The sequence below is a fragment of the Ensifer adhaerens genome (assembly GCF_002007205.1).
Taxonomy (GTDB): domain Bacteria; phylum Pseudomonadota; class Alphaproteobacteria; order Rhizobiales; family Rhizobiaceae; genus Ensifer; species Ensifer adhaerens_D.
Genome location: NZ_LAZS01000004.1, coordinates 16,045 through 30,658 on the forward strand (window position 1 = coordinate 16,045; position 14,614 = coordinate 30,658).

17 protein-coding genes are annotated in these 14,614 nt (G+C 62.5%); 12 read left to right on the forward strand and 5 right to left on the reverse strand.

Features of this window, described 5'->3' with window-relative positions; genetic code table 11:
• The first annotated feature begins 16 nt into the window (after positions 1 to 16).
• Positions 17 to 286 carry a hypothetical protein gene (locus tag XB14_RS02550; protein WP_077960055.1) on the forward strand — a complete coding sequence of 90 codons (270 nt, stop codon included), beginning with the start codon at positions 17 to 19 and terminating at the stop codon, positions 284 to 286.
• 9 nt (positions 287 to 295) lie between these two features.
• Positions 296 to 610 carry an antibiotic biosynthesis monooxygenase family protein gene (locus XB14_RS02555; RefSeq protein WP_077960056.1) on the forward strand — a complete coding sequence of 105 codons (315 nt, stop codon included), beginning with the start codon at positions 296 to 298 and terminating at the stop codon, positions 608 to 610.
• A gap of 90 nt (positions 611 to 700) precedes the next feature.
• On the opposite strand, the gene XB14_RS02560 is transcribed toward XB14_RS02555, so the two are convergent.
• Together XB14_RS02560 and XB14_RS02565 are read right to left on the reverse strand one after the other, a co-directional pair.
• A complete protein-coding gene (locus XB14_RS02560) occupies positions 701 to 1,069 on the reverse strand; it encodes a DUF423 domain-containing protein (protein ID WP_077960255.1) in 369 nt (122 codons plus the stop codon).
• Positions 1,070 to 1,071: 2 nt separating this feature from the next.
• Complete coding sequence (locus XB14_RS02565; RefSeq protein ID WP_077960254.1) at positions 1,072 to 1,461, reverse strand: group II truncated hemoglobin; 390 nt, start codon at positions 1,459 to 1,461, stop codon at positions 1,072 to 1,074.
• 129 nt (positions 1,462 to 1,590) lie between these two features.
• On the opposite strand from XB14_RS02565, the gene XB14_RS02570 reads away from it, so the two are divergent.
• Together XB14_RS02570 and XB14_RS02575 are read left to right on the forward strand one after the other, a co-directional pair.
• On the forward strand, positions 1,591 to 2,151 hold the full coding sequence (locus XB14_RS02570; RefSeq protein ID WP_077960057.1) for a TetR/AcrR family transcriptional regulator: 561 nt from the start codon (positions 1,591 to 1,593) through the stop codon (positions 2,149 to 2,151).
• A 120-nt stretch (positions 2,152 to 2,271) separates the two neighbouring features.
• Positions 2,272 to 2,613, forward strand: coding sequence for a DMT family transporter (locus tag XB14_RS02575; RefSeq protein ID WP_077960058.1), 342 nt, complete (start codon positions 2,272 to 2,274; stop codon positions 2,611 to 2,613).
• A gap of 17 nt (positions 2,614 to 2,630) precedes the next feature.
• Here XB14_RS02575 and XB14_RS02580 read toward each other — a convergent pair whose 3' ends face one another.
• Both XB14_RS02580 and XB14_RS02585 read right to left on the reverse strand, forming a co-directional pair.
• On the reverse strand, positions 2,631 to 3,650 hold the full coding sequence (locus XB14_RS02580) for a substrate-binding domain-containing protein (RefSeq protein WP_077960059.1): 1,020 nt from the start codon (positions 3,648 to 3,650) through the stop codon (positions 2,631 to 2,633).
• Entirely contained in the window at positions 3,647 to 3,835 is a 189-nt protein-coding gene (locus XB14_RS02585) for a hypothetical protein (protein ID WP_077960060.1), read from the reverse strand. The genes XB14_RS02580 and XB14_RS02585 overlap by 4 nt, the downstream gene beginning before the upstream one ends.
• A 178-nt stretch (positions 3,836 to 4,013) precedes the next feature.
• Here XB14_RS02585 and XB14_RS02590 point away from each other — a divergent pair, with 178 nt between their 5' ends.
• The 6 genes from XB14_RS02590 to XB14_RS02615 all read left to right on the forward strand — a co-directional run bounded on the left by XB14_RS02590 (position 4,014) and on the right by XB14_RS02615 (position 10,193).
• Positions 4,014 to 5,276: an ABC transporter substrate-binding protein gene (locus tag XB14_RS02590; RefSeq protein WP_077960061.1), complete on the forward strand. Its 1,263-nt coding sequence runs from the start codon at positions 4,014 to 4,016 to the stop codon at positions 5,274 to 5,276.
• A gap of 115 nt (positions 5,277 to 5,391) precedes the next feature.
• Positions 5,392 to 6,375, forward strand: coding sequence for a carbohydrate ABC transporter permease (locus XB14_RS02595; RefSeq protein ID WP_077960062.1), 984 nt, complete (start codon positions 5,392 to 5,394; stop codon positions 6,373 to 6,375).
• Positions 6,375 to 7,205: a carbohydrate ABC transporter permease gene (locus tag XB14_RS02600; RefSeq protein WP_077960063.1), complete on the forward strand. Its 831-nt coding sequence runs from the start codon at positions 6,375 to 6,377 to the stop codon at positions 7,203 to 7,205. The genes XB14_RS02595 and XB14_RS02600 overlap by 1 nt, the downstream gene beginning before the upstream one ends.
• 11 nt (positions 7,206 to 7,216) lie before the next feature.
• Positions 7,217 to 8,245: an ABC transporter ATP-binding protein gene (locus XB14_RS02605; RefSeq protein ID WP_077960064.1), complete on the forward strand. Its 1,029-nt coding sequence runs from the start codon at positions 7,217 to 7,219 to the stop codon at positions 8,243 to 8,245.
• A 107-nt stretch (positions 8,246 to 8,352) separates the two neighbouring features.
• A complete protein-coding gene (locus XB14_RS02610; RefSeq protein ID WP_419178558.1) occupies positions 8,353 to 9,144 on the forward strand; it encodes a ThuA domain-containing protein in 792 nt (263 codons plus the stop codon).
• Between the two features lie 5 nt (positions 9,145 to 9,149).
• Complete coding sequence (locus XB14_RS02615; RefSeq protein ID WP_077960065.1) at positions 9,150 to 10,193, forward strand: Gfo/Idh/MocA family protein; 1,044 nt, start codon at positions 9,150 to 9,152, stop codon at positions 10,191 to 10,193.
• Between the two features lie 36 nt (positions 10,194 to 10,229).
• On the opposite strand, the gene XB14_RS02620 is transcribed toward XB14_RS02615, so the two are convergent.
• Positions 10,230 to 11,510, reverse strand: a complete 1,281-nt coding sequence (locus XB14_RS02620) for an alpha/beta hydrolase (protein ID WP_077960257.1) — start codon at positions 11,508 to 11,510, stop codon at positions 10,230 to 10,232.
• A gap of 337 nt (positions 11,511 to 11,847) precedes the next feature.
• Here XB14_RS02620 and XB14_RS02625 point away from each other — a divergent pair, with 337 nt between their 5' ends.
• Together XB14_RS02625 and XB14_RS02630 are read left to right on the forward strand one after the other, a co-directional pair.
• Complete coding sequence (locus XB14_RS02625) at positions 11,848 to 12,903, forward strand: dipeptidase (protein ID WP_077960066.1); 1,056 nt, start codon at positions 11,848 to 11,850, stop codon at positions 12,901 to 12,903.
• 45 nt (positions 12,904 to 12,948) lie between these two features.
• On the forward strand, positions 12,949 to 14,589 hold the full coding sequence (locus XB14_RS02630; protein ID WP_077960067.1) for an ABC transporter substrate-binding protein: 1,641 nt from the start codon (positions 12,949 to 12,951) through the stop codon (positions 14,587 to 14,589).
• Positions 14,590 to 14,614: the final 25 nt, after the last annotated feature.

Here is a 14,614-nt window from a genome sequence, read left to right on the forward strand (position 1 = left end):
AAGACGAGAGTTTGCAATGAACGAAGAACGTCCTGACCTCGCCATGATGATCGGTCTGCACAAGCTGGCGGCACAGCAGGGCGACGGCCTCGTGCCCGAGCTCTACGAGATCCTGACGCGACGGGCGCGCATGCTGGACGACAATGCCAATGTCGCCGAGTTCCCCGCCTGGCAAGCCCGCCCGCCGGTTCGCGATCCGCTCGGCCTTGCAGAGCCGAAGGAAGGAACTATCCTCGCCTTTCCGCGGGCCGCGAACGACGCCGCCCGAAAAAAAGAAAGCGCATAGGAGTTCCAGATGTTTGTTGCCATGAACCGTTTCCGCATCGCCATCGGCCATGAAGAGGCTTTCGAGGCCGTTTGGAAGGGGCGCGATTCCAGTCTTTCCGAAATGCCCGGCTTCGTTTCCTTCCACCTGTTGCGCGGCGACAGCGTGCCGGAGGAAGGCTACACGCTCTTCGTTTCGAACTCGATCTGGAAGGACAAGGATTCGTTTTCGGCCTGGACGAAGTCGGAGAACTTTCGCGCGGCGCACCGGAACGCCGGCGACAACAAGGCGATGTATCTCGGCCCGCCGAAATTCGAAGGTTTTTCCGCCGTCGTGGGCGCCTGATCCGGCAGCCTCGCGCGGCGGAGGCCGCACAATAGTTTGATTTTACATGTCATTCACCTCCCGATGGGTCATCCGGGAGGTGATTGTTTTTCAGGCTGTCTTTCGCGGCAGGAAGGCGCCGAGCGAAACGGCGAGCCAGCCCGCCATGATGGTCGTGCCGCCGAGCGGCGCGGACATCGGGAACAGGCCGTGGCCTGTCACATGGCGCATAGCGAGATCGGCCGAGAAGATCGCCGTGCCGGCCGCGATCAAGAGGGCAGCGATGGCTGCCGTGCGAAAGTGCGGCCAGGCTGCATAGAGCGCCACCAATGCCGGCGCATGGGCGAGGCACATGGCGGAAATGCCGGCGAGCAGGCGCGGGTCGTCGCCGTGCGAAGCGGCGGCTGCGCTGACGACGCCGGTCAGGCCCATCAATCCGGCAACAAAAAGCGTCGTTGCGCGAAATCCGCTGTGCGACATGGTCATTCCTTGTTCTGCATATGAAGGGCGAGACGGGTGATCGGGTCGAGAATGATCTGCCGGAGCTTGGGATGGTCGATCGTTTCCTCAAGCGCGCGGGTAAAGCAAAGCAGCCACTCGTCCCGTTCCTCGGGCCCGATCTCGGCGACGAAATGGCGGCGCAGCATCGGGTGGCCGCGCTTTTCGACGTAGATGGGCGGTCCGCCGAGCCAGCCGGTCAGGTACTCGTAGAATTTCTCTTCGCTTCCGGACAGGTCGGGCGGATGCACCGCGCGGCAGCGCGCCGCTTCCGGCAACGTGTCCATCAGCTCGTAGAAACGGCGCGTCAGCGCGCGAACCGTCGGATCGCCGCCGATGGCTTGGTAGAGGGTCGTGGTTTCCTGTTCCGCCATGTTCGCGTCCTTCGTTCCATCGGTCCTAGCGCGCGGCGGCGGGGCGAACAACGATTTTCAGAATGCGGATTTGCGGCGTTTCATCGCGCTTCTCTTGACAAACCGTCCAGACGGTATCTTTATAGTGCCATGACCGAAGCTCATCGCCGCAAGAAACAGCCGGAACAGGTGCGCCAGCAATTGCTGGAGGTCGCCGCACGCCTTTCGCACGAGCAGGGGGTGGCCGGCATCACGCTCGATGCCGTGTCGCAGGCGGCCGGCGTCAGCAAGGGCGGGCTGCTGCATCATTTTCCGAACAAGCTCGCGCTGCTCGACGGGCTGTTCGACGACCTGGTGACGCGGTTCGACCACGCGATCGAGGCGGCGATGGCGCGCGATCCGGTGGCAAAGGGGCGCTTTACGCGCGCCTATATCGACGTCTGCTTCGCGCTCGATCCGGCGACCGACGTGCCGGGCTGGCGCATGCTGACGATCGCGCTCATTGCCGAGCCGCATCTGAAGAGCCGCTGGCGCGACTGGGTCGGCCGGCGATCGGCGGAGTTTGCGGAGACGGACGGTTCGACCGGTTGCGTGCTCGCGCGTTTTGCCTGCGACGGGGTGTGGCTCGCGGATCTGATGCAGAGCCACGACCTCGATGCCGAGGCGCGCGCCGGTCTCGTTGACAATCTCAAGGCGCTTTCGGCGCAATAGATCACTTCATCGTTTCATCGAAACACTGAACTGATCTAAGTCTTTGAAATCACGCAGGTCCGGACGGAAAACCGCTTTGCACTTTTCCTGGAACTGCTCTGGTCCGGAATGGAGTCCCCCATGAACCCCGCCATGCTCTATACCGTCCTGGTTGCGGCAATCGTATTCGAAGTGCTCGGCACCTCGGCGATGCAGGCAGCGCAGCATTTCACCCGCCTGGGGCCGACGGTGCTGATGGTGGTCTGCTACGCGATCGCCTTCTTCTTCCTGTCCTATACGCTGCGCTTCATCCCGGTCGGCATCGCCTATGCGGTCTGGAGCGGGCTCGGCATCGTCCTGATCTCGCTCGTCGGCTACTTCGCCTTCGGGCAGAAGCTCGACCTGGCCGCCATCCTGGGGCTGGGCCTGATCATTGCCGGCGTGGTGGTCCTCAACCTGTTTTCGAAGTCGACCTTCCACTGAGACGGGCAAGCGCTCCGTCACGCGTCCTGCGGCGGCGTCGTCGATTCGCGCAGGATCAGTTCCACCGGCCATAATTCGTGGATCTCGCTGGTCGGCCTGCCTGCCAGAAGCTGCAGCAAGAGATCTGCCGAGCGCGCGCCGGCGGCTCGAATGGACGAGCGCGTCGCTGAGAGGGACGGCACCATGTTCTCAGCGGTCAGGTAAGGGAACACGTCGTCATGGGCGATGACTGAGACCTCGCGGCCAATCTCCAGCCCCATCGAACGCGCTGCCCGGTAGATACCGAGTGCCGTCATCATCGAGCCGGCGACGAAGGCGGTCGGGCGCGGGGTCTGTTCGAGGAAGGAGCGCGCGAAGCGAAAACCGAGCTCGTCGGTGAAATTGCCGTGGGCAACCAGTCGCGGATCGAAGGGGATGCCGCGCGCCTCCAGTGCGTCGCGATAACCCTTGTCGCGGTGGAGCGAGAAGGTCCGGCCCTGCCGGCCGTTGATCATGGCGATGCGGCGATGGCCAAGGTCAAGCAAATGAGACGTCGCCCGACGGATCGCGCCTTCGTTGTCGATATCGAGCCATGCGTGCGGTACGTCGGTTTCCGACCGCCCATGCACAAGGAAAGGCATGCCGAGCCGGTGCAGCAGGGCGATGCGCTCGTCGTTTGGTGTTGCCGAGTGCACGATTATGGCATCGACGCGACCGCTGTCGGCAAGCCGGCTGTAAAGCTGAATTTCGCTCTCGGGATCCTTCTCGTCCAAGGGGCTGACAAGGATGTCGATGTCATCGTCGCTGAGCCTTTCGGCCAGGCCGCCCATGAATTCGGAAAAGTGGAACTCGCCGGTTCGTCCCATGACGACGCCGATGGCGCCGGCGCGCCCGGTGGCAAGCCTGACGGCATTGATGTTCGGGCGATAACCGAGACGCGCCGCCTCTTCCGCGACGCGCTTGCGCGTCTTTTCGCTGACCTCCGGATAGCCGCTCAGCGCCCGGCTGACGGTGGTCGGCGAAAGGCCCAGCTGTTGTGCGAACTCCCTCAGTTTCATTCGGTATGCGTTTCCTCAAGCCCTGGCCCGTCCCAGAAATATACACCTTCGCTGCCGGTAACAATCGGTTTGTCGGTGGCTTCCAGCGTCTCAGGTCGCCGCAAGATTTTACCAAACCGTTTTAAATTTGTGCGGTTCCCCTTTGATTTTATGGGGTTCTGCCAGATGAAGGTGTAGATCCCCATGGTTCGTTATTTCATTGAAATAATGAAGGTATTTCGAGTAATTCACGGTCAGGCGACTTTTTCTGACGTATGGATTGACAGTTTTTCAGTCTTCTGCCAACTTTTTTCGATCCAAACCGCTTTCGAATTTGCCGAGGAGCTTTCGTGCGGTGGAGGGGGAACAGGAGGAGTCGACCCAATGGCAACCATGCTCAATGCCCTGACTTTTTGTGCAGCAATCGTTGCAGCCGGAACGGCCAGCGCCGCCGAGCTTTCGCTCGCTGCCAACACCACCGGCAAGAACATCAACTTCATTCGCGAGCAGCTCGACATCTTCGAAAAGGAGACAGGTCACAAGGTGAGCCTGGTCACCATGCCGTCATCCAGCAGCGAGCAATTCAGCCAGTACCGGCTGTGGCTTGCGGCCGGAAACAAGGATGTCGATGTCTACCAGACTGATGTCATCTGGGCGCCGCAGCTTGCCGACCAGTTCGTCGATCTGACGGATGCGGCCAAGGATGTTGTCGGACAACACTTCCCCTCGATCATCGCCTCACAGACCGTCAATGGGCACCTGGTGGCGCTCCCGATCTTCACCGACGCGCCGGCGCTCTTCTATCGCAAGGATTTGCTGGACAAGTACGACAAGACGCCGCCGAAGACCTGGGACGAACTGGCTGATATCGCCAAGGAGATCCAGGAGAAGGAACGGGCCGCCGGTCAAAGTGATCTCTGGGGTTACGTCTTCCAGGGCAACGCCTATGAAGGGCTGACGTGCAATGCGCTTGAATGGATCAAGTCGTCGGGCGGCGGCCAGATCGTCGAGCCCGACGGCACGATCTCGATCAACAACGAGAAGGCGGCTGCCGCCATCGATCGCATCAAGGGCTGGATCGGCACGATCTCACCGCAGGGCGTGCTTGCCTACCAGGAAGAAGAATCGCGCGGCGTCTGGCAGACCGGCAATTCCGTCTTCATGCGCAACTGGCCCTATGCCTATGCGCTCGGCAATGGCGACGACAGCGCAGTCAAGGGCAAGTTTGCCGTGGCGCCGCTGCCGACGGCCACCGATGGCGACCAGCCGTCCTCGGCGCTCGGCGGCTGGAACCTTGCCGTTTCCAAGTATTCCGACGAGCAGGAAGCGGCAATCGCGCTCGTCAAGTTTCTCGCCTCGCCGGACGTGCAGAAAGAGCGTGCGCTTCAGCTCTCCCAGCTTCCGACGATCGCCGCGCTCTACGACGATGCGGAAGTCGCAAAGGCCCAACCGTTCATGCCGGCCTGGAAGCCGATCTTCGAAAGCGCCGTTCCGCGCCCGTCGGCCGTCACCAAGGTCAAATACAACGAAGTCTCCGCGAAGTTCTGGGGTGCGGTTCACAACTCGCTTTCCGGCAACGGCACGGCAGCGGAAAACCTCGAGCTGCTCGAAATCGAACTCACCGAGATGAAGGGCGACAACTGGTGATCCTCCCGGGGGCGAGGGGAGTGCTTGTCAAGCCTCCCTTCGCTCCACCGAGCACCGCCATTCCTCTCCGATCAACCGCTCGGCCGTGTGCCGAATGGCAAGGGTGAGTATAGACATGACCGACCTTTCCCTCGCAGATCCGCCTTCCGCCCTCGGGCAGCAGGCGCGGATCCGCTCCGACCTCAACGCCGAGCGTGTCCGCTCCGCCTGGATCTTTCTCGCACCGACGCTGCTGGTGCTGGCACTCGTCGCCGGCTGGCCGCTGCTGCGCACCGTCTATTTCAGCTTCACCAATGCGTCGCTGACCAACCTCGAAGGCGCCGAGTTCGTCGGCTTCAAGAACTACTTTACCTGGATCACGCTGAAGAGCGGGCGCACGGTCTATAACGGCCTGCTTGCCGATCCGGCATGGTGGAATGCGGTCTGGAACACGCTCAAGTTTTCGGCCCTTTCCGTCACCATCGAGACGGTGCTCGGTCTCGTCGTCGCGCTGGTGCTCAACGCCCATTTTCCGGGCCGCGGGCTGGTGCGCGCCGCGATCCTCATCCCCTGGGCGATCCCGACCATCGTTTCGGCCAAGATGTGGGCCTGGATGCTCAACGACCAGTTCGGCATTTTGAACGACCTTCTGCTCGGCCTCGGTCTGATCACCCACAAGATCGCCTGGACGGCCAATCCGGAGACGGCGATGATCGCGGTCTTGATCGTCGACGTCTGGAAGACGACGCCATTCATGGCGCTGCTCATCCTCGCCGGGCTGCAGATGGTGCCGTCGGATATCTATGAGGCGGCCAAGATCGATGGCGTGCATCCGCTGAAAGTCTTCTGGCGGCTGACGCTGCCCTTGATCCGCCCGGCGCTGATGGTCGCGGTGATCTTCCGCATGCTCGACGCGCTGCGCATCTTCGATCTCATCTATGTGCTGACACCCAACAACGCCCAGACCAAGACCATGTCGGTGCTGGCGCGCGAGAACCTGTTCGATTTCGACAAGTTTGCCTATGGGGCTGCAGCCTCGACGATGCTGTTCCTGATCATCGCGGCGATCACTGTCGCCTACATGTGGTTCGGCCGGGTCAATCTTGAGGGAGATCGCTGATGGTTGCCACCCTTGCCAAGCGCTCGGCGTTCTATGCCCTCGTCGCTGCGATCATCCTCATGGCCGTCTTCCCGTTCTACTACGCGGTACTGACGAGCTTCAAATCCGGAACCGCACTCTTCCGGGTCGATTACTGGCCGACCGAGATCTCCTTTGACAACTACGCCGGCATCGTCACGAGCAGCGGCTTCCTGCGCAATCTTGCCAACTCGCTGATGGTTGCGACCATTGTCGTCGCCGTGTCGCTGCTGCTTGCGGTCACCGCGGCTTATGCGCTGGCGCGGGTGCGCTTTCGCGGTCGCGGACTTCTGCTTCTGACAATCCTGTCGGTGTCGATGTTTCCGCAGATCGCCGTGCTTGCGGGTCTGTTCGAGTTGATCCGCGCGGTCGGGATCTTCAACACGCCGCTCGCGCTGATCTTCTCCTACATGATCTTCACGCTGCCGTTCACGGTGTGGGTGCTCACCACCTTCATGCGCGACCTGCCGGTCGAGATCGAGGAAGCGGCGATCGTCGACGGCGCCACGCCCTGGGTCATCATTACCCGAGTGTTCATGCCGCTGATGTGGCCGGCATTGGTGACAACCGGGCTGCTCGCCTTCATCGCCGCCTGGAACGAGTTCCTGTTCGCGCTGACCTTCACCTCGTCCGACAGCCAGCGCACGGTGCCGGTCGCGATCGCGCTTCTTTCGGGCAACAGCGAGTACGAGATCCCGTGGGGCAACATCATGGCCGCATCGATCATCGTCACCGTGCCGCTCGTGATCCTCGTCCTGATCTTTCAGCGACGGATCATCTCCGGGCTCACCGCCGGCGGCGTCAAAGGATAAGGGGATAAATCATGGCAGAACTTCAATTGCGCAACATCCGCAAGTCCTTCGGCGCCTTCGAGGTGATCAAGGGCGTCAGCATGGATATCCGGGCCGGCGAATTCATGGTTTTTGTCGGACCGTCGGGCTGCGGCAAGTCCACGCTCCTTCGCCTGATCGCCGGGCTGGAGGAGATCACGTCGGGCACGCTGTCCTTCGACGGGCAGGTGGTCAACCAGCTGACGCCGTCGAAGCGCGGCATCGCGATGGTGTTCCAGTCCTATGCGCTCTACCCGCACATGACGGTGTTCGAGAACATGTCCTTCGGCATGCAGCTTGCGGGAAAGGACAAGGAGCAGTGCAGGAAGAGGGTGGAGGCCGCAGCCGAGATGCTGCAGCTCACGCCCTATCTCCAGCGCCTGCCGCGGCAGCTTTCGGGCGGCCAGCGCCAGCGCGTGGCGATCGGCCGGGCAATCGTGCGCGATCCGAAGGTCTTTCTCTTCGACGAGCCGCTCTCCAATCTCGACGCGGCGCTGCGCGTTGCGACCCGCATCGAGATCGCCAAGCTGCATCGCAGCATGCACAAGACGACGATGATCTATGTCACCCACGACCAGGTCGAGGCGATGACACTGGCTGATCGCATTTGCGTGCTACGGGATGGTGTGGTCGAACAGATCGGCACGCCGCTGGAGCTTTATGAGAACCCGAATTCGGTCTTCGTCGCAGGGTTCATCGGTTCGCCGAAGATGAACCTCCTATCCGGCGCGCTCGCTGCGCCCTACGATGCCCATACGATCGGCATCAGGGCTGAGCATCTGGAGATCCGGGTGGGCGACGGCAGGTGGTCGGGAGCGGTGGTGCATTCCGAAATGCTCGGTTCCGACAGCTACATCTATCTCGATATCGGCGTCGGCGAACCGGTCATTGTCCGGGAGGGCGGCACGTCGCTTCACCGGCCGGGTGAGACAGTGCAGATCTCACCGGTCGGCGACAACATCCACCGCTTCGATGCGTCGGGGCAGGCGCTTGGCCGCGCCCCGATGAGAGGGGCAGCCTGACCGGCTATATCCCCCAATCGAACGGTTTCTAGCTCCTGGGTCGCCAATGCGTGGCGGCCCATACATCGTAAGACGGCATGCCCGAGACGGGCGAACACCCAAGGAGAATGAACGTGCCTATCAGAACAGTTGTTTGGGGCGAGAATATCCACGAGCAGACCAACGAGATCGTCCGCAGCATCTATCCGAACGGGATGCACAATACGATCGCGGCGGCGCTGAACACCGAAGGCGGCATCGAGGCGACGACGGCGACGTTGCAGGAACCGGAGCATGGCCTCAGCGTCGAGCGTCTTGCCAACACCGATGTGCTTTTGTGGTGGGGCCACAAGGACCATGGTGCCGTCAGCGACGAGATCGTCGAGCGGGTCGCCAAGCGCGTTTGGGAAGGCATGGGCCTGATCGTGCTGCATTCCGGTCACTTCTCCAAGATCTTCAAGCGCCTGATGGGAACGCCCTGCGCGCTGAAATGGCGCGAGGCCGGCGAACGCGAACGCGTTTGGGCGATCAACCCGCGCCATCCGATCGCCGAGGGTATCGACGAAAACTTCGTGCTTGAGAACGAGGAGATGTATGGCGAGCAGTTTTCGGTGCCGGAGCCGCTCGAAACCGTGTTCATCTCGTGGTTTGCCGGCGGCGAAGTGTTCCGCTCGGGCCTCACCTGGCGCCGCGGCGCGGGTAACATCTTCTACTTCCGTCCGGGCCACGAGACCTACCCGACCTATCACGACGCCAATGTGCAGAAGGTGCTGCGCAATTCGGTGAAGTGGGCCTACAACGCCGACAACCGCTACACGGCGATCCACGACGCGCCGAACGTGCCGGTCGAAAAGGCGCTGGAGCCGATCGTCGAGCGCGGCCCACGGCTGCACCAGGCCGGCGAAGCAGGATACAGGTGAGCACCATGCGTCTTCTTGTAGTTGGAACCGGTGGCATGGCAAACAGCCATGCCCAGGCCTTTGCCAAGATCGAAGGCGTCGAAATGGTCGGCGCCGTCGATGTCGACCCGAAGCGCGCAGAGGCCTTTGCCGACAAGCACGGGATTGCCAAGACCTTCACCTCGCTCGACGAGGCGATCGCCTGGGGCAAGTTCGATGCGGCGACGAACGTGACGCCGGACAAGGCGCACTACCCGACGACGCTGGCGCTGATTGCCGCCGGCAAGCATGTGCTGTGCGAGAAGCCACTTGCCGAGAACTACGCCAAGGCGGCTGAGATGGCCGACGCCGCCGAGCGTTCCGACCTTGTGACCATGGTCAACCTCACCTACCGCAATGTCGCGCCGCTGCAGAAGGCACGCGCGATGGTGCTTGCCGGCGAGGTTGGCAAGCTGCGTCATCTCGAGGCGTCCTATCTGCAGAGCTGGCTCGTTTCCAAGGCCTGGGGCGACTGGGCAACGGAATCGCAATGGCTGTGGCGGCTCTCGACCAAGCACGGCTCGAACGGCGTGCTTGGCGATGTAGGCATCCACATCCTCGACTTTGCGGGCTATGGCGCGGGCACCGACGCCGCCCGGATCTTCGCGCGGCTGAAAACCTTCGACAAGGCGCCTGATAACCGCATCGGCGAGTATGATCTCGACGCCAATGACAGCTTCGTCATGACGGCGGAGTTCGGCAATGGCGCCATGGGCGTCGTGCATGCCAGCCGCTGGGCGACCGGGCATCTCAATGAGCTCCGGCTGAGGCTACACGGCGACAAGGGTGCGCTAGAAGTGGTGCACACGCCGGATGGATCGACGCTGCGCGCCTGCCTCGGGGCGGACGTCGAAACCGCGACCTGGCGCGATGTCGATGCCGGCACCGTTGCGACGAACTATGAGCGCTTCGTGGCGGCCGTCCGTAAGGGCAAGACCGAGGAGCCGGGCTTCCGTCACGCCGCGAACCTGCAGAAGGTGCTCGACCTCGCCATGGAGACGGAAGCCGAGCGGCGCGAGCTGCCCGTCTAAAGGGTCCTTTGTGCGTTCGTATGAACGCACGGCGCTCTAACGAGAGTGACGGTCGGGGGAGGTGCTTTTCGCGGCTCCCCCACTTTGCGGCGGTGTCCAAGGGGTCACTGCCGAGCCGACCGTGTTTTCCATCGATTGACCCAGACGGCGCACCTGCGCGTCGTAATTCTTGCGGGTGTTGGGGTCGAAGATCATGATCGGCGTCGATACCGCAAGGCTGGCTGCACTGCCGACCGTCTGCGTGGCGCCGAGCGTGACAGCGCCCAGGCGCTCGCCGAGCCCGACATCGGAATCGGTCACGGTCTGGCCGGCAATCAGCCGGTTGCCGAGCAGGCGCACGACTTCGGGGCTTTCGGCGAACTTGCCGTGGTTGAGCTTGTCGCCGCCCTTCAGCGCGGTCAGATCGATGACGCTGATGCCGGCCTGCTCCAGTTGCGTGCGATACGGTTCGGCGGTCGGATCGATCTGGCCGAGGCGGTCGACGTTGCCGGAAATGCGCCTGGACAAGGTCAGCGCCCGGTCGTCGCGCGACACGAACAGCGTGAACTTTGGCCGCTTGTCGCCCATGGCCCGGATCTGCTGGCCGAAGACGTCGACGTCGAGATCGGGCGATGCCAGGATGACGTCGGTGATCTTGGGCGCGATGCGTTTATCGCGGATCGCCATCTGACGTAGCGCCTCGACCGTCAGCCACGAGCCCATGGAGTGGGCCATGACGGTGATTTCGCCGACCGCGGGATTGCTCGATGCGCGCCTGAGCAGTTCCTCCAGCGCGTCGCGCGAATAGTTGGTGCTTTCCTTGTCGTAGTTATAGTCGAAGATGCTGGCGCGCGAGGGCCAGGTGAAGATAACAGGGGCGACGTCCGTGCCGCTGTCATGCACGATTTGGGCAAAACGGTAGACGGCGTCCTCGTAGCGGTTGTTGAAGCCGTGCACGAAGATCAGCACGCGGCGGGTCTTCGGCATGTTGCCCTTCAGCCAGCTCTGGACGTCGTTGCCCTCATTGAGCGGCGTGACGCTGACGGTCGAGAAATCACGCTCCGGATTGGCTGGAAGCTTCTTCGGCCACTGCACCTGGCCGACTGCGCGGTTCTTCTCGGGCGGGATGGAAACGACGATCTCCGTCAGGGAAAGCTGTTCCGACCGTTCGCCGCTGAAAAGCACGCCCGGTTCTGCTGCGGGGGCGCGCGTGGTCGCGACCATCAGGTCAACCTGGGAGGCGTCGCCTGTGGTGCCCGACGGGACGAGCACGCCCACAGGACGGCCGGCGCAGGCGACGAGTGCGACGGCGAGGACGAAAGTCGCCGCGATATGGATCCAGTATCCCTTCGAGCCCGCGAGAGAAGACGAACGCAGCAAGCAACCCCCAATGCCGCCTCATGCGGCGCGACAGCCCGAACATTCGGGCCGGCCACTCCATGCATGAGAAAGCCAGGATTTTCACCCCTCGACCGGCCTCGGGCGCCTATCGGCGCTGCGTTTGCCGTCGAGCATGCGGCAATCATGCAACATTTCGCTACAGGCAGGGCTGGGTAAAACCCCCTGATATTCATTGAAAAGGCTTTGGGCTTTCACTAGCATCGCGTCGACTTTCCCTTGGACGCGACCCGAACGGCCCGTCCGATCTCCCTGAAATGATGAAGGAAATTCAGGAATGCAGGCGGTTTTCGATGGCCATAACGACGTGCTTCTGCGTCTGTGGCAGAACGCCCGTAAGGGCCAGGATCCGGTGCGCGAGTTCGTCGACGGCATCGGTGAGGGCCATATCGATGCGCCGCGCGCCAAGGCGGGCGGTCTCGTCGGCGGCCTTTCGGCGATCTACGTGCCCTCGGGTGATCTGGTCCTGCAGCCGCCGGACGAGAACGGCCACTACGAAACACCGCTTTCGGCGCCGCTCGAGCACCTGCCGTCGCTTGCTGTCGCCATGGAGCTCGCCGACATCGCCGTCCGGCTCGACCGGGCAGGGGCGTGGAAACTCTGCCGCTCGACCGCCGAGATCCGCCGCGCCGTGGAGAAGGGCGTCTTTGCGTCCGTGCTGCACATGGAGGGCTGCGAGGCGATCGGTGCCGATCTTTCGGCGCTTGAAACCTTCCATGCCGCGGGCCTGCGCTCGCTCGGACCTGTCTGGAGCCGGCACAATGTCTTCGGCCATGGCGTGCCGTTTTCCTATCCGATGTCTCCGGACACGGCGCCCGGACTGACGGACGCGGGCTTCGAGCTCGTGCGTGCCTGCAACCGCCTGGGCATCCTGATCGACCTTGCGCACATCACCGAGAAAGGCTTCTGGGACGTCGCAAAGACGACCGACCAGCCGCTGGTCGCCAGCCACTCGAACGCGCATGCGCTGACGCCGGTCGCCCGCAATCTGACCGACAGGCAGCTCGATGCCGTCAGGGAAAGCAAGGGTCTCGTCGGGCTCAACTATGCGACGACGATGCTGCGCGCCGATGGCCAGGAGAATGCCGCAACGCCGCTTTCCGACATGGTTCGCCATGTCGATTATCTCGTCGAGCGCATGGGCATCGGCTGCGTCGCGCTCGGATCGGACTTCGACGGGGCGACGATCCCCGAGGAGATTGCTGATGCGGCCGGCAGCCAGGCGCTCGTTGCGGCGCTCAGGGGCGCCGGATATGGTGACGCCGAACTGGCAAAGATATGCCGGGAGAACTGGTGGAGAGTTCTGGGGCAGGCTTGGCACGAGGCCGCCTGAACCATGAAGAAGAGCCCGTAAGGGCACAAACGAGGGAACTGCAAAATGATGCACAAGCTCAACGGACGTCTGCGTCTTCTGACCGCTTCGGCGGCGCTGGCCATGGTCATGGCCACGACTGCACCGGCCTTTGCCGAGACGCCGAAGGATACGCTGGTCGAGGCTTTCGCGATCGACGATGTCATCACCATGGATCCGGGCGAAGCCTTCGAGCTGACCGCGGCCGAAATCACCGGCAACACCTACAGCATGCTGGTGCGCCTCGACATCAACGACACGACCAAGGTTGTCGGCGATCTCGCCGAGAGCTGGACCGTGTCCGACGACGGCCTGACCTATACGTTCAAGCTGAAGCCCGACCTGAAGTTCGCCTCGGGCAATCCGGTGACCGCCGAGGACGTGGCCTGGTCGTTCGAACGCGCCGTGAAGCTCGACAAGAGCCCGGCCTTCATCCTCACCCAGTTCGGCCTTACCGGCGACAACGTGACGGAAAAGGCCAAGGCTGCGGACGCACAGACCTTCGTCTTCACCGTCGACCAGCCCTATGCCCCGAGCTTCGTCTTGAACTGCCTGACGGCGACCGTGGGTGCCGTCCTCGACAAGAAGCTCGTGCTCGAAAACGTCAAGCCGGTCACGCCGACGGACGAGTACAAGTACGACAACGACTTCGGCAATGAATGGCTGAAGACCGGTTATGCCGGCTCCGGCCCGTTCAAGCTGCGCGAATGGCGCGCCAACGAAGTCATCGTGCTGGAGCGCAACGACAACTTCTACGGCGAACAGGCCAAGCTCGCCCGCGTCATCTATCGCCACATGAAGGAAAGCTCGGGCCAGCGCCTGGCGCTTGAAGCCGGCGATATCGATGTCGCCCGCAATCTGGAGCCGGGTGATTACGACGCCGTCTCGAAGAATGCCGACCTCGCCACGACGAACGCGCCGAAGGGCACGGTCTACTACATCAGCCTCAACCAGAAGAACGCCAACCTTGCCAAGCCCGAAGTGCGCGAAGCGTTCAAGTATCTGGTCGACTATGATGCCATCGGTTCGACCCTCATCAAGGGCATCGGCGAGGTCCACCAGAGCTTCCTGCCGAAGGGTGTTCTGGGTGCTCTCGACGAGAACCCCTACAAGCTCGACGTCGCCAAGGCGAAGGAACTGCTGGCCAAGGCCGGCCTCGCCGACGGCTTCACCGTGACCATGGACGTTCGCAACGGCCAGCCGGTCACCGGCATTGCCGAATCCTTCCAGCAGACGCTCGGCCAGGCCGGCGTGAAGCTCGAAATCATTCCGGGCGACGGCAAGCAGACGCTGACGAAGTACCGTGCGCGCAACCACGACATGTATATCGGTCAGTGGGGCATGGATTATTTCGATCCGAACTCCAACGCGGAAACCTTCACCAGCAACCCTGACAATTCCGACGAAGGCAAGAACAAGACCCTTGCCTGGCGCAATGCCTGGGACGTTCCGGAGCTGACGAAGAAGACCAAGGACGCACTGCTCGAGCGCGACAGCGCCAAGCGTGCGGAGACCTACAAGGAACTGCAGAAGACGGTGCTTGGCGAAAGCCCGTTCGTCATCATCTTCCAGCAGACCGAAGTCGCCGGCTATCGCGGCAACGTCAAGGGCCTGAAGCTTGGTCCGAGCTTCGACACCAACTTCGTCGCCGGCATCACCAAAGAGTAAGCCGTCTCGAAGGAATAAACCGAAA

Excerpts from the sequence above, each read along its gene's own strand:
- XB14_RS02565 (WP_077960254.1), bottom strand. The coding sequence starts at position 1,461 with ATGGCGGAACAGGAAACCACGACCCTCTACCAAGCCATCGGCGGCGAT.
- XB14_RS02625 (WP_077960066.1), top strand. The coding sequence starts at position 11,848 with ATGCAGGCGGTTTTCGATGGCCATAACGACGTGCTTCTGCGTCTGTGG.
- XB14_RS02595 (WP_077960062.1), top strand. The coding sequence starts at position 5,392 with ATGACCGACCTTTCCCTCGCAGATCCGCCTTCCGCCCTCGGGCAGCAG.
- XB14_RS02615 (WP_077960065.1), top strand. The coding sequence starts at position 9,150 with ATGCGTCTTCTTGTAGTTGGAACCGGTGGCATGGCAAACAGCCATGCC.
- XB14_RS02555 (WP_077960056.1), top strand. The coding sequence starts at position 296 with ATGTTTGTTGCCATGAACCGTTTCCGCATCGCCATCGGCCATGAAGAG.
- XB14_RS02585 (WP_077960060.1), bottom strand. The coding sequence starts at position 3,835 with ATGGGGATCTACACCTTCATCTGGCAGAACCCCATAAAATCAAAGGGG.
- XB14_RS02600 (WP_077960063.1), top strand. The coding sequence starts at position 6,375 with ATGGTTGCCACCCTTGCCAAGCGCTCGGCGTTCTATGCCCTCGTCGCT.
- XB14_RS02605 (WP_077960064.1), top strand. The coding sequence starts at position 7,217 with ATGGCAGAACTTCAATTGCGCAACATCCGCAAGTCCTTCGGCGCCTTC.
- XB14_RS02590 (WP_077960061.1), top strand. The coding sequence starts at position 4,014 with ATGGCAACCATGCTCAATGCCCTGACTTTTTGTGCAGCAATCGTTGCA.
- XB14_RS02550 (WP_077960055.1), top strand. The coding sequence starts at position 17 with ATGAACGAAGAACGTCCTGACCTCGCCATGATGATCGGTCTGCACAAG.
- XB14_RS02610 (WP_419178558.1), top strand. The coding sequence starts at position 8,353 with ATGAACGTGCCTATCAGAACAGTTGTTTGGGGCGAGAATATCCACGAG.
- XB14_RS02580 (WP_077960059.1), bottom strand. The coding sequence starts at position 3,650 with ATGAAACTGAGGGAGTTCGCACAACAGCTGGGCCTTTCGCCGACCACC.
- XB14_RS02630 (WP_077960067.1), top strand. The coding sequence starts at position 12,949 with ATGATGCACAAGCTCAACGGACGTCTGCGTCTTCTGACCGCTTCGGCG.
- XB14_RS02575 (WP_077960058.1), top strand. The coding sequence starts at position 2,272 with ATGAACCCCGCCATGCTCTATACCGTCCTGGTTGCGGCAATCGTATTC.
- XB14_RS02560 (WP_077960255.1), bottom strand. The coding sequence starts at position 1,069 with ATGTCGCACAGCGGATTTCGCGCAACGACGCTTTTTGTTGCCGGATTG.
- XB14_RS02570 (WP_077960057.1), top strand. The coding sequence starts at position 1,591 with ATGACCGAAGCTCATCGCCGCAAGAAACAGCCGGAACAGGTGCGCCAG.